The 22,694-nt window shown below is 68.2% G+C and carries 19 protein-coding genes and 1 pseudogene; 4 read left to right on the plus strand and 16 right to left on the minus strand.

Annotated features, from left to right (window positions below):
* A partial coding sequence (locus tag VE172_RS11240; protein ID WP_324801304.1) for a sensor histidine kinase occupies window positions 1–1,806 on the minus strand: 1,806 nt, incomplete at its 3' end.
* A 643-nt stretch (window positions 1,807–2,449) separates the two neighbouring features.
* Here VE172_RS11240 and VE172_RS11245 point away from each other — a divergent pair.
* Window positions 2,450–3,427, plus strand: coding sequence for an MHYT domain-containing protein (locus VE172_RS11245; protein ID WP_324801307.1), 978 nt, complete (start codon window positions 2,450–2,452; stop codon window positions 3,425–3,427).
* Between the two features lie 66 nt (window positions 3,428–3,493).
* On the opposite strand, the gene VE172_RS11250 is transcribed toward VE172_RS11245, so the two are convergent.
* From VE172_RS11250 to VE172_RS11310, 13 genes and pseudogenes are all read right to left on the minus strand, one after another.
* On the minus strand, window positions 3,494–5,554 hold the full coding sequence (locus tag VE172_RS11250; RefSeq protein WP_324801310.1) for an MDR family MFS transporter: 2,061 nt from the start codon (window positions 5,552–5,554) through the stop codon (window positions 3,494–3,496).
* A 36-nt stretch (window positions 5,555–5,590) separates the two neighbouring features.
* On the minus strand, window positions 5,591–6,820 hold the full coding sequence (locus tag VE172_RS11255) for an RNA polymerase sigma factor (protein ID WP_324801312.1): 1,230 nt from the start codon (window positions 6,818–6,820) through the stop codon (window positions 5,591–5,593).
* A complete protein-coding gene (locus VE172_RS11260; protein WP_324801315.1) occupies window positions 6,817–7,170 on the minus strand; it encodes a YciI family protein in 354 nt (117 codons plus the stop codon). The genes VE172_RS11255 and VE172_RS11260 overlap by 4 nt, the downstream gene beginning before the upstream one ends.
* Window positions 7,171–7,272: 102 nt before the next feature.
* The gene (locus VE172_RS11265; protein WP_324801318.1) at window positions 7,273–8,535 is read right to left on the minus strand and encodes an ATP-binding protein; all 1,263 of its coding nucleotides are present in this window, start codon (window positions 8,533–8,535) and stop codon (window positions 7,273–7,275) included.
* A gap of 181 nt (window positions 8,536–8,716) precedes the next feature.
* Entirely contained in the window at window positions 8,717–9,799 is a 1,083-nt protein-coding gene (locus VE172_RS11270) for an adenosine deaminase (RefSeq protein ID WP_324801321.1), read from the minus strand.
* A gap of 16 nt (window positions 9,800–9,815) precedes the next feature.
* A complete protein-coding gene (locus VE172_RS11275) occupies window positions 9,816–10,490 on the minus strand; it encodes a DUF4272 domain-containing protein (protein WP_324801324.1) in 675 nt (224 codons plus the stop codon).
* A 181-nt stretch (window positions 10,491–10,671) separates the two neighbouring features.
* On the minus strand, window positions 10,672–11,943 hold the full coding sequence (locus VE172_RS11280; RefSeq protein WP_324801326.1) for a thymidine phosphorylase: 1,272 nt from the start codon (window positions 11,941–11,943) through the stop codon (window positions 10,672–10,674).
* Window positions 11,944–11,954: 11 nt separating this feature from the next.
* Window positions 11,955–12,344: pseudogene (locus tag VE172_RS11285) on the minus strand (cytidine deaminase); the annotation flags it as partial.
* A 14-nt stretch (window positions 12,345–12,358) separates the two neighbouring features.
* Window positions 12,359–13,648 (minus strand): ABC transporter permease, encoded by a 1,290-nt coding sequence (locus VE172_RS11290; protein ID WP_324801329.1) that lies wholly within the window; start codon window positions 13,646–13,648, stop codon window positions 12,359–12,361.
* A gap of 4 nt (window positions 13,649–13,652) precedes the next feature.
* Window positions 13,653–14,939: an ABC transporter permease gene (locus VE172_RS11295; RefSeq protein WP_324801332.1), complete on the minus strand. Its 1,287-nt coding sequence runs from the start codon at window positions 14,937–14,939 to the stop codon at window positions 13,653–13,655.
* On the minus strand, window positions 14,932–16,464 hold the full coding sequence (locus tag VE172_RS11300; protein WP_324801388.1) for an ABC transporter ATP-binding protein: 1,533 nt from the start codon (window positions 16,462–16,464) through the stop codon (window positions 14,932–14,934). The genes VE172_RS11295 and VE172_RS11300 overlap by 8 nt, the downstream gene beginning before the upstream one ends.
* A gap of 100 nt (window positions 16,465–16,564) precedes the next feature.
* Window positions 16,565–17,641, minus strand: coding sequence for a BMP family lipoprotein (locus VE172_RS11305; RefSeq protein ID WP_324801335.1), 1,077 nt, complete (start codon window positions 17,639–17,641; stop codon window positions 16,565–16,567).
* Between the two features lie 181 nt (window positions 17,642–17,822).
* Entirely contained in the window at window positions 17,823–18,170 is a 348-nt protein-coding gene (locus VE172_RS11310) for a hypothetical protein (protein ID WP_324801338.1), read from the minus strand.
* 202 nt (window positions 18,171–18,372) lie between these two features.
* Between VE172_RS11310 and VE172_RS11315 the strand changes: the two genes are divergently transcribed.
* The 3 genes from VE172_RS11315 to VE172_RS11325 are packed head-to-tail and all read left to right on the plus strand — an operon-like array spanning window position 18,373 to window position 20,461.
* Entirely contained in the window at window positions 18,373–18,702 is a 330-nt protein-coding gene (locus VE172_RS11315; RefSeq protein WP_324801341.1) for a hypothetical protein, read from the plus strand.
* Window positions 18,699–19,826 (plus strand): sensor histidine kinase, encoded by a 1,128-nt coding sequence (locus VE172_RS11320; RefSeq protein ID WP_324801344.1) that lies wholly within the window; start codon window positions 18,699–18,701, stop codon window positions 19,824–19,826. Before VE172_RS11315 ends, VE172_RS11320 begins: the two co-directional genes overlap by 4 nt.
* Window positions 19,817–20,461 (plus strand): response regulator transcription factor, encoded by a 645-nt coding sequence (locus tag VE172_RS11325; RefSeq protein WP_324801346.1) that lies wholly within the window; start codon window positions 19,817–19,819, stop codon window positions 20,459–20,461. Before VE172_RS11320 ends, VE172_RS11325 begins: the two co-directional genes overlap by 10 nt.
* A gap of 4 nt (window positions 20,462–20,465) precedes the next feature.
* Here the strand turns inward: VE172_RS11325 and VE172_RS11330 are convergent, their stop codons facing one another.
* Window positions 20,466–21,197, minus strand: coding sequence for a DedA family protein (locus VE172_RS11330; RefSeq protein ID WP_324801349.1), 732 nt, complete (start codon window positions 21,195–21,197; stop codon window positions 20,466–20,468).
* Between the two features lie 98 nt (window positions 21,198–21,295).
* Complete coding sequence (locus VE172_RS11335) at window positions 21,296–22,534, minus strand: MFS transporter (protein WP_324801351.1); 1,239 nt, start codon at window positions 22,532–22,534, stop codon at window positions 21,296–21,298.
* Window positions 22,535–22,694 lie beyond the last annotated feature (160 nt).

Raw genomic sequence — 22,694 nt, forward strand, 5'->3', positions numbered from 1 at the left:
CCGCTGGGCCAGCCGCGCGACCACGACCAGGCCCATCATCCGGGGCGCCGAGACGTCGGCGTCGCCGGGATCGGCCATCTGCTGGTTCAGCTCGTTGAGCTTCTCGGTGCTCATGCCGACGCCGCGGTCGGTGATGCGCACCAGGATCTCCTCGTCGACCTGGCGGGCCTCGGCGATCACCGAGGTGTCGGGCGGGGAGAAGGACGTGGCGTTGTCCAGCAGCTCCGCGACCAGGTGGACGATGTCGTTGACGGCGCCGGCCTGCACCTCGGAGTCGGCCAGCACGGTGCCGAACTCGACCCGGGTGTACTGGTCCACCTCGGACTGGGACGCGCGCAGCACGTCGCCGATCTGCGCCGGATTGCGCTCCACGCGGGTGGAGTCGGCCCCGGCCAGCACCAGGAGGTTCTCGTCGTTGCGGCGCATCCGGGTGGCCAGGTGGTCGAGCTGGAACAGGTCGCCCAGTCGGTCGGGGTCCTCCTCGCCGCGCTCCAGGCGGTCCAGGTGACCGATGAGCCGGTCGACCAGGTTCTGGGAGCGGCGCGCCAGGTTGACGAACATGTTGGACACCGAGGAACGCAGCGCGGCCTGTTCGGCGGCGATGCGCACGGCCTCGCGGTGGATGGCGTTGAACGCGCCGGCCACGGTGCCGACCTCGTCCTGGTTGTCCATTTGCAGGGGGTCGCCGAGCTCGGCGACGACCTGGTCGGGGGTGCGTTGCCCGAGGGTTCCGCTGTCGCGCATCGAGGCCACGGCGCGCGGCAGGTCGACGTGCGCCACCTCCAGGGCGCCCTCGCGCAGCCGCCGCAGGCTCAGCGCCAGGGAGCGGGCGATCACCAGGGCCAACAGCACCGCCACCACCAGGGTGATGAGGACGACCGCGATCTCGATGAGCACCTGTCGGACCACGGAGTTGCGGGCGTCGTTGGCGTCGTCGACGGCCTGGTCGCGCACGTTCTTGACGAAGCTGAGGCTGCCGTGGTGCCGGGCGTTGTAGGCCGCGATCAGGCGCTGGTGGTCGACGTGCAGGCTGGTCTCGGGACTTCCATTCAGGACACTGTCCTCGAAGGCGCCGGCGTCGTGGGCGTCGGCGCCCTCGCCGCCGAGGCCGTCGTCCGATTCGTAGACCGGCAGGTTCTGGGCCGGGGAGACGATCCGGTCGAACTCCAGCAGGGAGGCGGTGCGCCCGGCGGCCTCGCTGACGAAGGTGCGGTATTTCTCCGGGGCGAGGGTGCCGCCGTCGGGGAGCGTCAGCATGATCATGCGCATCTGCTCGGAGTCCTCGTCGGCGGACGAGATGAGCCGGATGGCGCGCAGGTCGCGGGCCAGCACCTTGTCGTCGGTGGCGTTGACCGCGTACTCGTAGATGTTCTGCAGCCAGGTGACCACGGCGTTGTACGGGCTCAGGTCGCCGGCGCCGGCGGTGCCGTCGGAGATCCGGTTGCGGGCGTTGTAGAGGTCGCCCCGCTTGTCCATGATCTTGGCGATGTCGTCGAAGGTCTGCTTCAGGTTGTCGGAGTTGTCGGCCAGGTTGGAGCGGGCGGCCCGGAACTCGACCATCAACTTGTCCGTCGCCTTGCGGGACTTGACGAAGTTGCCGACGGACTCCTCGTCCTTGGGAAGGTGCAGTTCCTTCTTGTTGAGCTGGATCGCGGCCTGGGCACGCTCGGTCTGGAGGGAGTCGAGCAGCTTCGACGAGGCGGCGGTGAACTGTGCGATCTGTGCGGAGTCCTCGGCGGCCAGGGCGTTGGAGCTGGAGTCGATGAGGCGAATGCTCGCCACGCCGATCAGGGCCAGGACAGGCACGAGGAGGATCAGCCCCAATTTGGAGCGGATGCGGATGTCCGCGAGGCGGGGTAGGCCAAAGCGGCGCCGCGGCGGGGCAGTCGACGCCTCCGTCGTGCTGGGCGTGCTCACCGTTAGGAACCCTCCCGGGGGGCTTGTGTCGAGATACCGGTTACTGACGTACCGGCACCATGCATACCTCGGTCGGCCCGAAATCGGCAACGACCTCAGCGATTCCATCACGCCAACGCGGAAAATGGAAGGGCAGGTATGCGCGAAGTGGCTGGCCATCGAATATTTCGGGCAATTCGCGAGGTTTGACTGCCAATAAATCTCACATTTCGGACCTATCCGTGGATATCCAAACCGGACGAATGGCATGCCGCCATCCGTTCAGACGGAACACTGTGGGCACCAGCGTGATTGACCGATTCGTCACCGGGAAGACGTTAAAGGGTTCTTTCGACGAATTTAATTCCGGCATTTGTTTCTATTGCCGCATTTCATGACAAAGCTCTGCTGACAACGGCGGACCGGCTGTGCGACACTGTCGCGGCATTTCCCGGCATTGTTAAGACTTCGCTTCGTCGCGCACGGCACGCGACCGCACACGCTCCCTTACCGCAACCGACCGGCTGACCCCGGTCTGCCAAAAGGAAACGACGTGACACACTCGCACTTCGCTTACGGCTGGGTCAATCCACTCATGGGGTTCGGGTTCGCCCTCGCGGGCTCGTTCCTCGGACTGACCTGCATGGTTCTTGCACGCAACCTCCCCAGTGGACGGGCCAGGGTGCGCTGGCTTACCTTCGCGTCCCTGGCCATCGGCGGCACCGGCATCTGGATGATGCACTTCATCGCGATGATCGGCTTCACCGTCAAGGGCAACAACGTCAAGTACGACCTCGGCATCACCGCGCTCAGCCTCGTCATGTCCATCGTGTCTGTGGCATTTGGACTCTTCGTGGTCGGGCAGGGGAAGCCCTCCATCGCCAAGATCGCCATCGGCGGCCCGCTGACCGGGCTGGGCGTCGTGGTGATGCACTACACCGGCATGGCCGCGGTCAACATCCCCGGCTCCATCCACTACGACCTCGTATGGGTCGGCGCCTCGGTGGCCATCGCCCTGGTCGCGGCCACCGTGGCGCTGTTCTTCACCACCTGGGTAAGGGGCCGCGGCTCGCTGGTCGCCGCCTCCGTCATCATGGCGATCGCGGTGTGCGGCATGCACTACACCGGGATGTTCTCGATCTCGGTGACGCTGCGCACCGACGTCAACAGCGTGCCGGGCGTGGACCCGCTGCTGCTGCTGATCCCCATCCTGGTGCTGGCCACCGCCGTCCTGATCGGACTGATCGTCGGCGTGCTCGGCGAAAAGGACGACAAGCCCGTGGAGGCCGAGCCCGCCCCCGCGGTCGTCGAGGAACCGACGCCCGCACTGGTCGGCGCGCCCGCCTCGTCCTTCTGGGACTCCGACACCAAACCCGACGAAGCGGCCGACCCGCGGCTGACCGAACGCGGCCGCCCGATGCTGGCCGCGCGCCTCGCCGACCGCCCGCACCCGCTGCCCCGCCAACGTGAACGCGACTGGGAGACCAGCGCGGAATTCAACGGCTTCGAAGAACCTCCGGCCCGGCGCTGAACCCCTTCGCGCATCTGTCGGGACGGACGCCTTCCCCACCGTCACCGGCAGGTGCGCGTTGCCGCGTCAGGACGCCCGAGGCAGGGCGGGTTTGCCGAACCCGTCGGCCACATTGAACTCCCCGCCGCGCTCCTCCTCGGCGATGCGCTCCGCCATCGCCGTCAGCGCCCGGTCCAGGGCGGCCCGGTCCACCGGGTCGGTGACGTCCCAGTCCTCCAGGTGGTCGTCCAGCCAGTGCCGCCAGGTGTGGGCGACCTTGCCCCACTCGTCGCGGCCCCGCTCGGTCACCGACAACCGCCAACCCTCCACATTGAGGTATCCGGCGCGGGCGGCGTCGTCGAACACCGGAAGCAGCACCTCCGGCGGCATCCGGTGGGAGTGGGCGATCTGCGGCATCGTCACCTCGTCGAGCACCTTGGCGCGCACGTACACCTGACCCAGCGCCCACGCCTGCGCCACCTCCAGGTCGGTGCCCGAGTCGGCCAGGATCTGGCGGCCCACGTGCGGCTGCTCGCGCCGCATCAGGTTCGCCACCGCCCGCCCCAGCTGCTTGTCGCTGTCGGAGGAGTCGGGCGTGGCGAAGCCCTCCCCCATGTCGGAGGCCCCGGCGCGCGCCGAGTCCCGCAGCTTCACCTGTTTGAGGAACCACGCCACCACAAAGCCCACCACCGCCACCGGGACCACCCAGCGGAACACGTAGTCGATGGTGTCGGCGTAGGCGTCGACAATGTGGACGATGCTGGCGTCGGGAAGCTTGTGCAGCGCCTGGGGACTGGACACCGCCCTCGGGTCGACGCCCGGGGACCGGGCGAAGGCCTTGGCCAGGTTGGGGGTGAGCTGATTGGAGAACAGCGTCCCGAAGATCGCGGTGCCGAACGAGCTGCCCAGGGTGCGGAAGAAGGTGACACCCGAGGTGGCGGCGCCCATCTCGTGGTAGGGCACGGTGTTTTGCACCGCGATGGTGAGCACCTGCATGGCCAGGCCGATGCCCAGCCCGAGGATCAGCATGTAGAGCGATTCCAGCCAGATCCCGGTGGTGCGCCCCATGGTGGACATCAGGTACAGGCCCACGGCCATCACGGCGGTGCCGAGGATCGGGAACGCCTTGTACTTTCCGGTGCGGCTGACCACCGTGCCCGACAGCATGGACGTGGTCAACAGCCCCACCACCATCGGCAGGGTGCGCAGCCCGGAGATGGTGGCGCTGGCTCCGTCCACATACTGCAGATAGGTGGGCAGGTAGGTCATGGCGCCCAGCATCGCGAAGCCGACGATGAAGCTCAGGATCGAGCTGACGGTGAAGACCGGGTTGCGAAACAGGCCCATGGGAAGGATGGGCTCGGCCGCCTTGAGCTCCACCAGGACGAACAGGGCCAGCAGCACCGCCGATCCCGCGAACATGCCGATGATCGTGGCCGAGTCCCAGTCGTACTCGTCGCCGCCCCATTCCAGGGCCAGGATGAGGCACGAGGTTCCCGCCGCCACGAAGACCAGTCCGATGTAGTCGATGACGGGCCTGACGGCGGACCGCACGGCGGGGATCGTGTACGCGGCCAGCGCCACCATGACCACGGCGACGGGCACGTTGACGTAGAAGCACCAGCGCCAGGACAGGTGGTCGGTGAACAGCCCGCCCAGGGTGGGGCCGACGACGGTGGTGACGCCGAAGACCGCGCCCATGGCCCCCTGGTACTTGCCCCGGTCGCGCAGCGGGATCACGTCGGCGATCAGCGCCATCGCGGTGACCATGAGCCCGCCGGCGCCCAGGCCCTGGACGGCGCGGGCGGCGATCAGGAACGTCATGTCGTTGGCGAAGCCGGACAGGATGGACCCCGCGACGAAGATGATCGCGGCCAGCTGGAAGACGATCTTGCGTCCGAACATGTCGCCGAACTTGCCGACCACGGCGGTCGACACGGTCTCGGCCAACAGGTACGCCGTCACCACCCACGCCATGTGTCCGGCGCCGCCGAGGTCGGCGACGATGGTGGGCAGCGCGGTGGCCACAATGGTCTGATCCAGCGCCGCCATCAGCATGCCGAGCATGATCGTGATGAAGACGACGTTGCGCCGCCCCTTGGTGAGCACCGGCGGTGCGCTCGGACGTTCCACAGCGGTCACGGACATGAGGCGCCTCCCCGAAGCGATTCCCGTTACCGCAGGTTACCCGCGTGACGGGGGCGCGTCTGTGAGTTGGCGCAGCAGGAAGCGGCGTTCGGGGGCGTTGTCGGTGAGTTCGGCGGCGCGGCGGTACTCGGCGTCGGCGTCGGGGGCGCGGCTCAGGCGGCGCAACAGGTCGGCGCGCACCACGTGGAAGGGGTGGTAGCCGCCCAGGTCCAGCTCATCCACAAGCGACAGCGCGGCGGCGGGCCCGTCGACCTGGGCCACCGCCACGGCCCGATGCAGGGCGACCACGGGGGTGGGCGCGATCGCCATCAGCTGGTCGTACAGGGCGAGGATCTGTCCCCAGTCGGTGTCGGCGGCGGTCTCGGCATCACTGTGGACGGCGTTGATGGCGGCCTGGATCTGGTAAGGCCCGGGGGTGTCGCGGCGCAGGCATTGCCGCACCAGCCCCTGCCCCTCGGCGATCAGTTCGCGGTCCCAGGCGGACCGATCCTGGTCGGCCAGGAGCACCAGCTCGCCGTCGGCGTCGACGCGGGCGTCCCGCCGCGAGTGCGACAGCAGCAGCAACGCCAGCAGCCCCCACGCCTCGGGCTCGTCGGGCATCAGCGCGGTCAACAGGCGCGTCAGCCGGATCGCCTCGTCGCACAGCTCGGCGCGGATCAGCCCGTCCCCGCTGGAGGCGGTGTGTCCCTCGTTGAAGATCAGGTACAGCACCGCCAGCACCCCGCGCAGCCGCTCGGGCAGGTCGGGCTCGCGCGGTACCCGATACGGGATCCCGGCGTCGCGGATCTTCGCCTTGGCCCGCACCAGCCGCTGCGCCATCGTGGTCTCGGTGCTCAGGAACGCCCGCGCGATGTCCGCAGTAGACAAACCACCGAGCAGTCGCAGCGTGAGCGCCACCCGCGCGGGCATCGCCAACGCGGGGTGGCAGCAGGTGAAGATCAGTCGCAGTCGATCGTCGCTCACGGGCCCCTCCTCTCCGGGCTCCTCGGGCACCAGCAGCCGCGCCGCCTGCGTCTGCTTGTCGTCGCGCCCCGACTCCCGCCGCAGCCGATCGATGGCCCGATTCCGCGCGGTGGTGATGATCCACCCCGCGGGGCTGGGCGGCATTCCCTTCTCGGGCCACCGCTTCACGGCCTCGGCGAACGCGTCCTGCACCGACTCCTCGGCCAGGTCGATGTCCCCGAACGCCCGCACGAGCACCGCCACGGCACGCCCCGACTCGGCGCGAAACACGCGCGCGAAGTCGGGCGTGCCGTCGCCCGTCACTCGGCCTCGCCCTGGAACGGCCGCACCTCGACGGCCAGCCCCGCCACCGCCTCGGCGGTGCGCCGCGCCCACTCCAGCGCCTCGTCCAGGTCGGCGGCCTTGATGATGGTGACCCCGCCGAGGAATTCCTTGCTCTCGACGTAGGGCCCGTCGGTCACGACGGTCTTGCCGTCCTTGACCCGCACCACGGTGGACGCGTCGGGCTGGTGCAGCCCGTTGCCGAACACCCACTTCCCCTGGGCCTGAAGCTCGGCGGCGATCTTCCCGAGCTCGGCCATGACGGGCCCGAGCACCTCGGGCGGCGGGATCTCCCCGACGGGCTGGTGCATGGCGAGCATGTACTGCTTCATGATGTCGATCCTTTCGGAAGCCGTTTTGGCTGTTGTCACCCTCTACACGAACAGCCTCGCCGGGAATCGACGGTGGAGGTGAAGAAATCCTGAAGAAGTTGATCAGTCGGCGGCGGTACGCCAGATCGCGGAAATCGGGACGGCGGCGAGTTTCTCTCCGAACGGAAGTTTCTGTTGGCCCGTGTACATGACGAACCCCGCGAGAAACCGATCGCCCAACCTGTCCGCGATATGGCGGAGGCCGCGAAAGTCCTCGGCGCGCACTGTCTCTGCTGCCTTCACCTCGATGCCGACGATCGTGCCCCAGGGGCCTTCGAGCAATGCGTCGACCTCGACTCCATCGCGGTCACGGAAGTGATACATCTCCACGTGGTGTTCGAGCAACGGCAACTGCCGTGCGATCTCGCCGAGAACGAAGTTCTCGATGAGCGGTCCGACTGGCGCGACAACATTGCTCGCAGAACCGAGCGTCCAGCCCGCCAAGCTGCCAGCCAACCCGCTGTCGGTGAACAGCAGTTTCGGCGTCGACACCGCCCGAGTCGTCAGGTTGGAGGACCAGGCGGGCACCCTCTTGACTACATACAAGAGTTCCAACAGGTCGATATAGCGCTTGACCGTCGTGGCGGGCAGTCCAAGGTCGTTCGCGAGTCGCCCTGGCACCAATTGTCCCGACATCATGGCGGCCAAGGCTTCGATCAGTCGCCGCAGATCGGCTGGGCGCTCGATATCGCTGAGCTGGCTCACGTCACGCTTGATCAGGTCCGCGACGTAAGACTCAAAAAACCTGGTGCGGCGCTGTGGGCGTTCGCGTCGTACGGCCTCGGGAAAACCCCCGCGCAGCGCACGTTCGATGTAGTTGCGTTTGGTATCGGTCGACTCCTCGACGGAAATCCCAACTCCGTCTCGGATGGCTGCGGACACGAACCCTTCGGGAGCTCCATCGATTTCTCCTTGCGCCAAGGGAAACAGTTCAATGGTTTCGGATCGCCCGATCAGCGAATCGGGCAGATCGGGCAGCTCCCATAGACGCGCCGAGGCGGTGAGCAGGAATTGCCCAGGCCGTTGGTTCATGTCCACGCAGTGCTTGATCGCGAGGATCAAGTCGGGCACCCGTTGGACCTCATCGATGATGGTCAACCCGTCGCGTCGAACGAATCCCATGGGGTCGGACGTGGCGGAGGCCCGCACGGCACTGCTATCCAGATAGGACGCCGAGCTGTTGGAATGCTGGGCCGCGAACGATTGAGCGAGTGTGCTCTTGCCCGTCTGGCGAGCACCATTGATCACGACAACGCGCGTGTCTTCCAAGGCTTCTTCGACCTGGCGCGAAACCTTTCTTGAAAACAGCTCACTCACTTCAGTCACATCAATATATTAGCAGTTCAAATGGCTAGCGTGGTTGATCTGCCGCTGGGTCCGTGGTTGATCTGCCGAAGCTCATTCCACGACCAGCTTCGCGTTGGCGAGTCTGACGCGTCTGACCGCAACATCACTGCTCGATTAATCGTGCAGTCACTACACGATTAATCGTGCAGTCAGTACACGATCAACCGCTGATCAGCTTCGCGTACGCGGGCTTGATCACGTCGTTGATGATCGCCAGCCGCTCCTCGAAGTGGATGAAGGCGCTCTTCATCGCGTTGATGGTGAACCAGCGCAGGTCCTCCCAGCCGTACCCGAACGCGTCCGACAGCAGCGCCATCTCGCGCGACAGGCTGGTGCCGCTCATCAGGCGGTTGTCGGTGTTGACCGTGGCGCGGAAGCGCAGCTCGGTGAGCAGGCCGATGGGGTGTTCGGCGATCGAGGTGGCCGCGCCCGTCTGGAGGTTGGACGACGGGCACAGCTCGAGCGGGACGCGGGTGTCGCGGACGTAGTCGGCGAGGCGGCCCAGGGTCGCGCGGCCGTCGTCGTCGCGCTCGATGTCGTCGACGATGCGCACGCCGTGGCCGAGGCGGTGGGCGCCGCACCACTGGATGGCCTGCCAGATGGAGGGGAGACCGAAGCCCTCGCCCGCGTGGATGGTGAAGCGGCAGTTCTCGCGCTGCAGGTACTCGAACGCGTCGAGGTGGCGGGTGGGCGGGAAGCCCGCCTCGGCTCCCGCGATGTCGAAGCCGACCACGCCGCTGTCGCGGTAGCGCACCGCCTGCTCGGCGATCTCCATGGAGCGGGCGGCGTGGCGCATCGCGGTGAGCAGGGTGCCGACGCGGATCGGGTGGCCGTCGGCGGCGGCGTCGCGGCTGCCGTCGGCGAAGCCCGACAGGACCGCCTCGACCACGGCGTCCAGGGCGAGGCCGCCCTCGGTGTGCTGCTCGGGGGCGAAGCGGACCTCGGCGTAGACGACGCCGTCGTCGGCGAGGTCCTGGGCGCACTCGTAGGCGACGCGGTGCAGGGACTCGGGGGTCTGCATGACGGCGACGGTGTGGGCGAAGGTCTCCAGATAGCGTTCCAGGGAACCGGAGTCGGCGGCGTCGGTGAACCACTTGCCGAGCGCGGTTACGTCCTGTGTGGGCAGTTTGTGGCCGATCGGGTCGGCGAGTTCGGCGACGGTGGCCGGGCGCAGCCCGCCGTCGAGGTGGTCGTGCAGCAGCGCCTTGGGTGCCTGCCGAATGTCTTGGATACTCAGAGCCATCCCGACAGATTACGCATTAGAGGCGGACTTGATCCCAGGGCGTGACGCCGGCGCGGCCGGGGCCCGAGAGGACGACGACCCACTCCAGGGCCCAGCGGCGGTGCCAGATCAGGGATTCGTCGTGGGGGCCGGGCGGGCCGCCGCCGCGTTGGCGGGCGTCGGTGTAGAGCCAGTCGAGGCAGCAGTAGAGGTCGAGCATCTCGGCGACCTCGACGGCGTCGCGGCAGGACGGAAGCGTACGGCCCTTCCACTTGTCGAACGCCTCTCCCGTGCGCAGGTCGGGCATGAGGGTGGGCAGGGAGTCGCTGCAGTACTCGGACGGGTCGAGGTGCGGGACCAGACCCAGCATCCAGGCCAATGTGTACAGTGACTCGAGCTGTTCGGAGTAGCGGCGAGCATCGCCGCGGCCCGTGGCGATGAACTGCCACTCGTCGGAGGTGAGCGCCTCCAGCACGTGGGCGTCCAGCAGCCAGCGCATCGCCGCCTGGGGCGGCATGTCGAAGACCCTGGCCTGCACCACATTCAGGATCGCGGCGCGCGACTCGATGTCCCGCATCGGGCGCAGCGCGACGTCTTCTCCGGGCGCGAAGATCAGGGGCAGGTAGTCGGGCCGCACCGGTACGCCGAGTTGAGTCAAACCGTCGCAGGTGCGAGTACGAATGTGCCGAGGATCGAACAGCAATGATGTCACCAGAGGGCCTCGCCTGTCGTCTCGCGTGGCTTTGAAGCACTCTACCGCCGAGCCACTACATGAAAGTAATGGCCATCACATGGAAAAGTCCAGATTTCACCCTCGTACTTATGGGTAATTCATAAAAGCCTTATCGGGCAAGACTTCTCGGACTGTGTGATGTGGAGCACCGCACGCAGCGTCACCTGATGGTGTCGAGAATCAGGCGCCGATCCGGTGCGGTGGAACCGATGTCCCAGGCGTCCTCCAGGCTCGCCCGGGCGGCCTCGAAGGTGGACGCGTCGTCGGCGTGCAGGCGCAGCAACGGCTGTCCCGCATTCACCCGGTCACCCACCGTGGCAAGGATTTCCACGCCCGCGGCGGCCGACACCGGGTCGGACTTGCGGGCGCGGCCCGCCCCGAGCCTCCAGGCGGCCAGGCCGACGGACATGGCGTCGAGCCGGGTGATCACGCCGTCGGTCTCGGCGCAGACCTCCTCGGTCTCGGGGGCCGCCGGGAGCTTGGCGTCGGGGTCGCCGCCCTGCGCGGCGATCATGGCGCGCCAGGTGTCCATGGCGCGGCCGTCGGCAAGGGCGGCGGACGGGTCGGCGTCGGGTTGCCCCGCAAGGGAAAGCATCTCGCGGGCCAGGGTGACGGTCAGTTCGACCACGTCGGAGGGTCCTCCCCCGGCCAGCACCTCGAGCGACTCGGCGACCTCCAGGGCGTTGCCCGCGGTGCGGCCCAGCGGGGTGTCCATGTCGGTCAAAAACGCCGTGCAGCGGACGCCGTGGGCGGCGCCCAGACGCACCATCGTGGACGCCAGCTGGCGCGCGTCGTCGGGGTTCTTCATGAACGCGCCCGAACCGACCTTGACGTCCAGCACCAGGGACTCGGTGCCCTCGGCGATCTTCTTGGACATGATGGACGAGGCGATCAGCGGGATCGACTCCACGGTGCCGGTGACGTCGCGCAGGGCGTACAGCTTGCGGTCGGCGGGGGCCAGGTCGTCGCCCGCGGCGCACACCACGCAGCCCGGGTCCGACAGTCGCGCGATGAACTCCTGATTGGACAGGTTGGCCCGCCAGCCGGGTATCGACTCCAGCTTGTCGAGCGTCCCGCCGGTGTGCCCCAGCCCGCGCCCCGACAGCTGCGGCACCGCCACGCCGAAGCTGGCCACCAAGGGCGCCAAGGGAAGCGTGATCTTGTCGCCCACCCCGCCCGTGGAGTGCTTGTCCACCGTGGGCCGCCCGACGTCCGACAGGTCGAGCCGCTCGCCCGAGGCGATCATGGCCGCGGTCCAGTCGGCGACCTCGCGGTCGGCGGCCCCGTTCAGCAGGATCGCCATGGCCAGCGCCGACATCTGCTCGTCGGCGACCTCGCCCTTCGTGTACGCGTCGATCACCCAGTCGATCTGGGCACGCGACAGCTCCCCGCCGTCGCGCTTGGTGCGGATGACATCCACCGCGGAAATCATGATGCCCCTTAGGCTTCGAGGTGGCCGGGGCCGAAGGCGCCCGGCAGCAGGGTCTCCAGCCGGACGGGTCCGCCGTCGGAGTCGATCAGGCAGTCGGGGCCGCCGTGCTCGTGCAGCAGCTGGCGGCAGCGCCCGCACGGCGTCAGCGGCTCCCCCTTGCCGTCCACGCAGGCCATCGCGATCAGGCGCCCGCCGCCGGTCTCGCACAGCCGCGACACCAGGCCGCACTCGGCGCACAGCGTCAGGCCGTAGGAGGCGTTCTCGACGTTGCAGCCGGCCACGATCCGCCCGTCGTCGACCAGCGCCGCCGCGCCCACCGGGTACTGCGAGTACGGCACGTAGGCGCGGGCGGCGGCGTCGATGGCGGCCTCACGGAGGCGCTTCCACGCCTCGTCATCCACAGAGTTGTCCACAACTAAGACTTTATGTACGGCTTGCCGTCGGCGGCGGGAGCCCGTACCCGTCCGATGAGCCCCGCCACAGCGATGATCGTCACCACGTAGGGCAGCATCTTGATGAACTCGGACGGCACCGGGAAGCCACCCTCCACGCTGGACAAGAAGCCCTGCATGTAGTCAGCGAAGCCGAACAGCAGCGCGCCCGCCAAGGCGCCCAAGGGATTCCAGCGTCCCACGATCAGCACGGCCAGGGCGATGAAGCCCTTGCCGACCGTCATGTTCTTGGAGAAGCCCAGGTCGGAGCCGATGGTGAACAGGGCGCCGCCGAAGCCCGAGATCAGGCCCGCCAGCACCACGTTGCGGAAGCGCAGCACGTTGACCTTGATGCCGACGGAGTCGGCGGCGGCGGGGTGCTCGCCCACCGAGCGGGTGCGCAGGCCCCAGCGGGTCTTGAACAGCAGCAGCCACACGGCGACCACCAGGACGATCGCGGCGTACACGAAGACGTTCTGCCGGAAGATCGCCGGGCCGATGACCGGGATGTCGGCCAGGCCGGGGATCGTCCAGCGGGGCGCGGCGGCCGGGTCGTTGAAGCTGGAGGCGTGGGGCTGCATCAGGGTGTCGAAGACGACGCCGGTGATGCCCAGGACCAGCAGGTTGAGCAGCACGCCCAGCACCACCTGGTCCATCAGGAAGCGGATCGCCAGGGCCGCCAGCAGGAAGGTCACCACGGCACCCGACAGGGCCGCGGCGATCATGCCGATCCACGGGCTGTGGGTGGTGGTGCCGACGAAGGCGCCGGTGAAGGCGCCCGCCAGCAGCTGGCCCTCGATGCCGACGTTGATGACGCCGGAGCGCTCGCACACCACGCCGGCCAGCGAGCCGTAGATCAGCGGAAGTGCGGCCACAATGGACAGCGACAGCGCCGATTCGACGGGCAACTCGGTGTGCGCCACCGACACCGCCCACACCAGCAGCGCCAGCACGGTCGTGGTGACGCTCAGGCCGGTGAGCCACGCGAACAGGCGCGGGTTGATCGACAGGAACAGCACCACACCGGTGATCACGGCGACGACGCCGAGCCCGATCACCATGCCCTGCGCGGGCAGGTTGATGTCGGCGGCGTTCGGCGCGGTCATGTCGAGCTTGAACTCGGCCTTGGAGCTGGATCCCAGCACGCCGAAGCCGAGCCCGGCGGTGACGGCCAGGCCGACCACGACGAGGAGCAGCCCGACCTTGCGGGAGCGGGTGAAGAATCCGTGCAGCTCGGTGGATTCGGCCTTCTCGGCCACGGCCACGGTCGTCATGTCGTCACCAGCCCTTCGCCTCGGAGATGGACAGCCCGCCGGCGGGCTCGCGCAGCCGCAGCAGGGCCTTGACCAGCGCGGGCGCGGCGATGAAGATGACGATGACGGCCTGAAGCACGATCACCATCTCGATGGGCACCAGGTCCTGCATCTGGCTGGAACCGGCGCGCAGGGCGCCGAACAGGAAACCGGCGGCGATGATGCCGCCCGGCTTGGCGCGGCCCAGCAGGGCCACCGTGATGCCGTCGAAGCCCATGTTGGCGCTGACGTCGCGGCTCAGCGCGTACGGCGCGCCGGACCCGGCCACGGCCAGGGCGCCGGCCAGACCGGCCAGCACGCCCGCGGTCGCCATGGTCATCATGAACGTCTTCGGCACCGACATGCCCGCGGTGCGCGAGGCCTCCGGGTTGAGGCCGACGGCCCGCATCCGGTAGCCCGCGGTCGACCGCGACAGCAGCCACCACACGCCCAGCGCGGCGGCCACCGCGACGATGATGCCGATGTTGGCCCGGTTGTCGGAGCCCATGATCGTCCACATGCGGGCGTTGCCGTCCACGGCGTAGGACTGTTCGGGCTGCTTGGGGTCCTTGACCCATCCCAGGTTGAGGATCCAGGACAGGAAGTTGATGGCCACGTAGTTGAGCATGATCGAGGTGATGACCTCGTGCGCCCCGGTGCGGGCCTTCAGGATTCCGGGGATGGCGCCGTATATCCCGCCCGCGATCATGCCGGCGGCCAGCACCAGCACGATGTGCAGCAGGAAGGGCGCGTGCACCTGGAATCCGACGATGCCCGCGGCGACCGCCCCCACCATCACCTGGCCCTCGGCGCCGATGTTGAACAGCCCGGCGCGAAACGCCAGGCCCACGGCCAGACCGGCCAGGATCAGCGGCGCGGCGTAGGTGAGGGTCTCCGACAGCGGGTACAGCACGTCGGTGAGGGATTCGTTGCCGCTCAACCACTTCGATATGTCTTCGGGGTCGACTATGGACGCCCGGAACAAGCCGGTGTAGGCGCTGGCCACCGTGTCCCACGAGGCGCTCAGCGCGTCGGTGGGCTTGGCGAAGAAGTAGGTGAAGGTCTTGCGGACCTCCTCATTGGTGAGGATGATGAGGATGCCACCGACCACCATGGACAGGACGAGCGCGTACACCGTGACCATGACGTTGTTCGCGGTCACCAGGTAACGGGCGAAGCGCGGCACGATGCCGGGGCGGGGCTCCGGCTTGGTGTCTGGCGGCGTCGCCGAAGCGGGCTCCTCCGTTTCGGGGGCGCGTTCTTCGTCAGTCACCGGCCACCTCCTCGTTGGTCTCGTCGTCGGGGCGCACGCCGGCCATCAGGCGGCCGATCGCGTCGCGCGGGGTGTCGGGCGAGACCTCGGCGATGATCTTGCCGTCGTGGATCACCGCGACCCGGTCGGACAGCGACAGGACCTCGTCCAATTCGGACGAGATCAGCAGCACGCCCGCGCCGTTGTCGCGCTCGGAGACGATGCGCGAGTGGATGAACTCCATGGCGCCCACGTCCACGCCGCGGGTGGGCTGGGCGGCGATCAGCAGCTTCAGCGGGCGGGAGAACTCCCGCGCCACGATCACCTTCTGCTGGTTGCCGCCCGACAGCGACCCGGCGGGCGTGTTCTCCGACGGGGTGCGCACGTCGAAGGTCGCGATGTTCTCGCGGGCGCTGCGCGCGATCCTGTACGCGTCCAGCATCCCGTGGCTGGCGTACGGGGCCCGGTTGTAGCGGTTGAGGATCAGGTTCTCGGCGACCGTGAACTCCCGCACCAGGCCGTCCACGCTGCGGTCCTCGGGGATGTAGCCGACCCCGGACTCGATGACGTGGCTGGTGGTGTCGTGGGAGGTGTCGCTGCCGCCCACCCGGATGGTTCCACCCAGGGTGGGCGTCAGCGACATGATGGCCTCGGCCAGCTCGGTCTGGCCGTTGCCCTGTACTCCCGCCACGCCGACTATCTCTCCGGAATTGACCGTCAGGCTGAGCCCGTCGACGGCGTGGGCTCCGCGCTCGTCGACAACGGTCAGGTCTTCGATCTCCAGTGCCGGTTCACCGGGTTGGGCGGGCTCCTTGTCCACGGTGAGCCGCACGTCGCGGCCCACCATCATGGAGGCGAGTTCGTTCTCGGACGCGTCGGGGGCCGCCTGGCCCACCACCTTGCCCAGCCGGACGACGGTGATGCGGTCGGCGATCGCCTTGACCTCTTTGAGCTTGTGGCTGATGAACACGATGGACTTGCCGTCGTCGCGCAGCCCGCGCATGATGTCCAGCAGCTCGTCGATCTCCTGTGGAGTCAACACCGCGGTGGGTTCGTCCAGGATCAGCAGATCGCAGTCCGACAGCAGGGCCTTGAGGATCTCGACACGCTGCTGCACCCCCACCGGCAGGTCCTCGATAATGGCGTCGGGGTCGACGTCCAGGCCGTAGCGCTCGGAGATCTCGCGCACCGCCTTGCGGGCGGCGTTGTGGTTCAGGAAGCCCAGCGCGGAGGTGGTCTCGCGGCCCAGGATCACGTTGTCGGCCACCGACAGCACCGGCACCAGCATGAAATGCTGGTGCACCATGCCGAGCCCGGCGGCCAGCGCATCGCCCGGGGAGGTGAACTTGTGCGCGACGTCGTCGATGACGATCTCGCCGGAGTCGGGCGACAGCATGCCGTACAGCATGTTCATCAGCGTCGACTTGCCGGCGCCGTTCTCGCCCAGCAGGGCGTGGATCTCGCCGGGCTCCACAGTCAGGTCAATGTGGTCGTTGGCGACCAGGCTTCCGAACCTCTTGGTCAGACCACGCAGTTCGAGTCTCAGCTTCGCGCTCCTTTGCGCCGGTGGGCGATCGTCGCCGCTCGCGCCCGACCCCGCGTGGGGGGTCGGGCGCGAGACTGTGACGTCGTATCGCGGATCGGTGTTACTTCACCGGTTCGGGCTGGGCCTTCGACGTGATCTTGATCTTGCCGTCGATGATGTCCTGCTTCAGCTTGTTGACCTCGTCCTGAACCTTGGAGTCGACGCCGTCGCCGAAGGCGGCCAGGCCGACACCCTTGTTGTCCAGGGTCCCGACGGTGCGGGTGTTGGTGACCTTGCCCTTGTTGTCGCGGGCGTTGATCAGCACGTTGCTCACCGCGTCGGCGATGTGCTTCTCGGAGGTGGTCAGGAAGTCGTCACAGTACTTCTTGGCGCTCTTGCAGCCGTCGACGTCGACCCAGATCGCCTTGACCTTGCCCTTGTTGGCCTTGTCCTGGGTGACCGACAGTCCACCGACGCCGGCCTGGCCGGCGACCGGGAAGATGACGTCGGCGCCCTGGGACACGAAGGTCTCGGCCTGCTTCTTGCCGCCGGTGGCGTCCTGGAAGTCGCCGGTGAAGGCGCCCTTCTGGCTCTTGGCGTCCCAGCCCAGCAGCTTGACGTTCTTGTGCTTGGCCTTGTTGTAGTAGTCGACGCCCTGGGCGAAGCCGTCCATGTAAATGGTCACGGGGTCGATCTTTTGTCCGCCGAAGGTGGCGACCTTGCCCGACTTCGAGCTGGCCGCCGCCGTGTAACCGGCCAGGAAGGACGGCTCGGCGGTGTTGAACTCCATGGACTCGACGTTCTTGGCCATCGACATGTTGGCGTCGACGATGGCGAACTGCTGGTCGGGGTTGTCCTTCGCGACCTTCTGGAGCGCGTTGAACATCAGGCCACCCACGGCCACGATCACGTCGCAATCGTTCTTCAGGTACGCCTTCAGGTTCGGCTCGTAGTCCTTGGAGGACGCGGACGACTTGTAGTCCACCTCGATGTGCGGTTGTTTCTTCTCCGCGTCCTTCATCCCCGCCCATGCGGACGTGTTGAACGACTTGTCATCGATGCCCCCGACATCGGTGACCATGCACCCCTTGAAGTCCTTCTTCACCGCGTCGGCGCCCTTGGGCGCTTCGCCACAGGCCGCGGCGACGAGCGCCACGGTCCCGATGATCCCAATCGCGGCGACTCGTGTGGCACGCATGCTGCGCAAGAGCCTTACTCCTTTTTCAAATGGGCACCGCTAATCCGCGGCGAGTACGCCAGGCAGGTTAGTACGGCTTAAGTCGATTCGGTAGCAACGACGCCAAGTTGTAGTGCGTTGTTACGAACCTGTGATTCGTCCGCGCCGCCTTGTGGTCGAGTTGTGGAGCGCCGCCGCTTCGTCAGGTCCACAAGACCGCGATGCCGGCGGTGACAACGGTCAGGGCGCCGATGCCGATGAAGTGTCCGGACGCGACGGTCTCGCGCTTGCGCAGGTGCGGCACCCACACCATGACCGCCAGGGCCAGGCCGAGGACCAGCTTGATGCCGATCTTGACCATGTTGAGGTCGTGATCGCGGGGCCAGGGCGCCGCCAGGATCAGACCGCTGACGATTTGGGTGGCGGTGCCCGCCAACATCGCGGGGTTCATGACGAGTCGGCGACTAAGGTAGGCGGTCAGCCAGCCTCCGAAAAGCATGGCGAATCCGAGCAGGTGCGCGAAGAGGAATATCAGCCGAAGGACGTTCATAGCTTCGGAAGTATGCCAGTGGTTCTACGAAAAGTCGAAAACACCCGGCAGACCGAATCGAGATACATGTCGACTGCGACGATCATCAATGGCTAACATCATAGGCGTGAGGGGGAGCGCGCACGCTAAGCAGCACGCGCCTCGGTCGCCACGCCGAATGACGGCGCGAGTGGCGGCCGCGGCGCGGATTACGGTGGGCGCCTTGGTGATCGCGAGTCTGGCGATTCCCGCGATTGTGGACGATAACTCCTCAGCCGAGCCGAGTCTGCGGCTTGTCGATGATGGAGGATCGACCAACAACTCCCCCGATCCCCCGTACCACCCGACGCCGACGCCGTCGAAGGACTCCCCCTCGTCCTCCGACAAACCGAGCGGCGGCGGACACGGCTCCGACCACGACAAGAGCGGAAAGTCCGAGTCCACGGAACCGGTGATGCCGCTGGCGGCCCAGGCGGGCCTGTCGGTGGGCGTGATCGGATTGGCGGCGCTGGCGCTGTTGCCGGGGCGGCGACCGCCTGCCCAACTGCGGTGAGCCGCGCCCGACGATTCCTGGGGCGCTGGATCTGGGTGCTCGCGGGGGTGGCGCTGGGCGCGGTGACGCTGTTCGTGGAGATCCCGTTCCTGCTGGTCTGCGGGCTGATCGCCGTGGCCACGGTGGGTCGGCGGACCCGGGCGAAGGCCCCGGCCGCGCGCGAGCTGGCGCGGCTGCACGGCTGGAGGCTGGGGCGCCTGCTGGGTCAGGAAACGTCCACATTCACCTATCGGCGCCCGCTGGCGTACCTGTCGGCGCGCGTCGGCACGGGCCTGCTGGGCGGGGCGGTGGAGGCGATGCTGGTCTTCGGCGCCGTCACGGTGATCGGCGCGCTGGTGCTGTGGTCGCGGGGGCTGCCCGTCGACGGCATGCGTCCCACGGCGCTGATCGTGACGTACCTGGCGGGGCTGTCGCTGGTGCTGGGCTTCCTGGCGTTTCAGGGGCTGCGGTCGGTGGCGGCCCTGGAGGGGCGGCTGGCGGCCCGGCTGCTGGGGCCAAGCCGCGCCGAGGTCCTATCGGGACGGATCGAGCGGCTGTCGGCGAGCCGCGCGGCGGCGGTGGCCGCCGTCGACGACGAGCGCCGCCGCATCGAACGCGACCTGCACGACGGCGTGCAGCAGCGGATGGTCGCTCTGGCCATGCTGATCGGCCGCGCCCGCCGCGGCGACCGCCCCGAGCTGTTGGCCCGCGCCCAGGACGAGGCCCAGGCCGCGCTGGACGAGCTGCGCGAGGTGAGCTGGCGGGTGTACCCCGCCGCCCTGGACGAGGCGGGCCTGGACGCCGCGCTGGAGTCGGTGGCCGAGCGCTCCCCGATCCCCGTGACGCTGGCCTGCGACGTCGGCGCGGCCCTGCCGTCGCCGGTGCGCACCGCCGCGTACTTCGTGGTCAGCGAGGCGATCACCAACGCCGCCAAACACTCTGGCGCGTCCGCCATATCCGTTCACATCGGGCGCGTCTCGCACGGCGTACGGCTTCGGGTGAGCGACAACGGAGTCGGCGGCGCCACCATGGGCCCGGGACTGTCGGGTCTGGAACGTCGCGTCGCGGCGCACGACGGCGACTTCGCGCTGCACAGTCCCGCTGGAGGCCCCACCGTCATCACCGTGGAGCTGCCATGCGCGTGATCCTGGCCGAGGATTCCACCCTGCTGCGCGAGGGCCTGGCCCACCTGCTGGCCGACGAGGGCCACCAGGTGGTGGGCTCCTTCGGCGACGCCGAGCAACTGCTGTCCGCGGTCTCCGCGCTGAACCCCGACGTGGTGGTCGTCGACGTCCGCATGCCGCCGACCCACACCGACGAGGGACTGAGCGCCGCCCTCGACATCCGCGCCACCCATCCGACCGTCGGCGTTCTGGTGCTGTCCCAGTACGTCGAGCGGCGCCTGGCGGTACGGCTGATGGAGTCGAGCGTCGCGGGCGTGGGCTACCTCTTGAAGGACCGAGTCGCCCAGGTCGAGGACTTCCTCGACGCCCTGCGTCGGGTCGCCACCGGCGGCAGCGCCTTCGACCCCGAGGTGGTACGACGCCTGGTGGCTCGCACCAGCCACGCCGATCCACTGTCCACGCTCACCGCCAGGGAACGCGAGGTGTTGAGCGCCATGGCATCGGGACACACCAACGCCGCCATCGCCGCGCAATCTCACGTATCGGAAAGCGCCGTGGAGAAGCACGTCAGGTCGATCTTCGCCAAGCTCGGCCTGAACGACTCGGCGACCTACTCGCGTCGGGTGGTGGCGGTGTTGCGTTATCTGGAGTCGTGAACGTTCAGCGCCGCACCGAGCGGTAGTAGCCGTCGCCGTGGCTTTCGGGGCCGTCGGGGGTGGGGGGTTCGGGGGTCTCAGGGGTTTCGCCGCCCTCGGCGCGGGCCTTTTCGCGGCGCAGCGTGCGGATGCGCAGGGCGATGGCCACGATGACCAGGACGACCAGCAGCGCGATGATCACCTTGGAGTAGAGGTTGACGTACGTCTCGATGACCGTCCAGTTCTTGCCCAGCTTGTATCCGCACAGGATGAAGAAGCAGTTCCAGATGCCGCTGCCCAGCGCGGTGAAGGCGACGAACTTCAGCGGGTTCATGCGTTCCAGGCCCGCGGGCAGCGAGATCAGGGCGCGGATGCCCGGGATGAATCGGCCCAGGAACACCGCCCCGCCGCCGTGCCTGCCGAACCAGCGTTCGGCCTTCTCCACGTCGTCCAGTTTGATCAGTGGGATCTTGGCGACGAGCCTCACGACGCGGTCGCGGCCCGCCAGCTGGCCGATGTAGTAGAGCACCAGGGCGCCGATGATGGATCCCGCGGTGGTCCACACCAGGGCCGCGACCAGGTTGATCTTGCCCTGGCCCGCGGCCACGCCCGTGGCGGGCAGGGTGACCTCGCTGGGGATGAACGGGAGGATGTTCTCGATGGCGGTGGCCACGCCCGCGCCGGGAGAGCCCATCCACGCCACCAGGTCGATCGTCCAGTTCGTGATCGTCGTCAGCACGCTGTCGGTGCTCGCCATGCCTGTGGTTCCTTTACTGTCGCCTCGGGCATCCAAAGCTAGAAACTACCGAAGCCCGCGGCAATGCGGTACGGCGCACAGTTGGGCTGTGGCCAGCCTCAGGGTGCGGCGGCGGCCTCGACCGCGGCGGCGCGGGCGGGGACGGCGCGCAGGGCGCGGATGGCGAAGGGGCCGATCACCGCGACCACGGCGGCCAGGGTCGCGGGGACCACCAGGGCGACGGGGAGGCTGGTGGCCTGGGCTAGGTGGCCGATGACGGCGGGGCCCACGAGCATTCCCGTGGAGCTGAACGCGGTGACCGTGGACAGCGCCTTGCCGACGGCGCCGCCGAAGGAGCCGACCGCGCTCATCACGACGGGGACCACGGTGGCCAGGCCGATGCCCGTGAGCATCCAGCCCGCGCAGGCCACCCCGAAGGCGATCGAGCCCGCCAGCGGCGAGGCCAGGACGACGGCGTAGCCGACGGTGGCGCAGGCGCCCGCGGTCAGCAGGGTGCGGGCGGGGCCGAGGCGGCCGCGGATCGGGTCACCCGCCAGCCGCACCAGGGTCATGGCGGTGCCGAAGACGGTGTAGGCGATCGGGGCGTTGTCCAGCGGGACCAGCAGGACGCGGTGGGCGTGCACCGATGCCCAGTCGATGGCGGCGCCCTCGCTGATGTGTCCGCTGAAGGCCAGGATGCCGAGGATCAGCACGATTCCCCAGCGCAGGCTGAGGCCCGTGGAGCCCTCGGCGGTGGAGGCGGCGGTGTGGGTCTCGGGCGGCGGCATCAGCATGCGTCCGAAGTAGACGAAAGACGCCACGGCGACGACGATGGCGGCGATGAGGATGATCTGGGAGCCGACGCGCAGATGCGCCAGACCCGAGGTGAGCGCGCCGCCCGCGGCGCCGCCCGCGCTCCACAGGCCGTGGAAGGCCGACACGATGGGGCGGCCGTAGCGCGACTCCACCTCGACGGAATTGACGTTCATGGCGACTTCGAGGAATCCGACGGTGACGCCGTAGACGGCCGCGAAGATCACGAGCGTGACGTAGGACGGGGCCAGCACGGGTCCCAGCAGCGCCATCCCGCTGACGGGGCCCGCGATGCGGGTGACGACGCGGGAGGTGAAGCGGTCGCTGAGTCGGCCGACAAACAGCATGGACACCAGGGCGCCGAAGGCGATCACCAGCAGGGCGGTGCCGAGCCGGCCGGGACCGAGGCGGAGCCGATCGTCCATCGCGGGCAGTCCCGCCGCCCAGCAGCCCATGACGAAACCCGAGGTGGCGAAGTAGCCGAACACCCCGACGCGGGCGCGGATCAGGCGGGGTTCGGCACGGGGTGCGAAGGGGCGGCGCATGGGACTCCTCGGGCTCTGATGCGAGAGCCTATCCGCCGGAGTGAGGCTTCTTAACCGATTAAATCCGTGCGCTATGCCACATTTATCCCCGTCTATACCTCCAATGTAGAAAGTCGGGAGGGGGGGTTCCCATTCGACCCCCGAAGATGGCACAATCTAT

The sequence above is a fragment of the Stackebrandtia sp. genome (assembly GCF_035643755.1).
Classification (GTDB): Bacteria; Actinomycetota; Actinomycetes; order Mycobacteriales; family Micromonosporaceae; genus Stackebrandtia.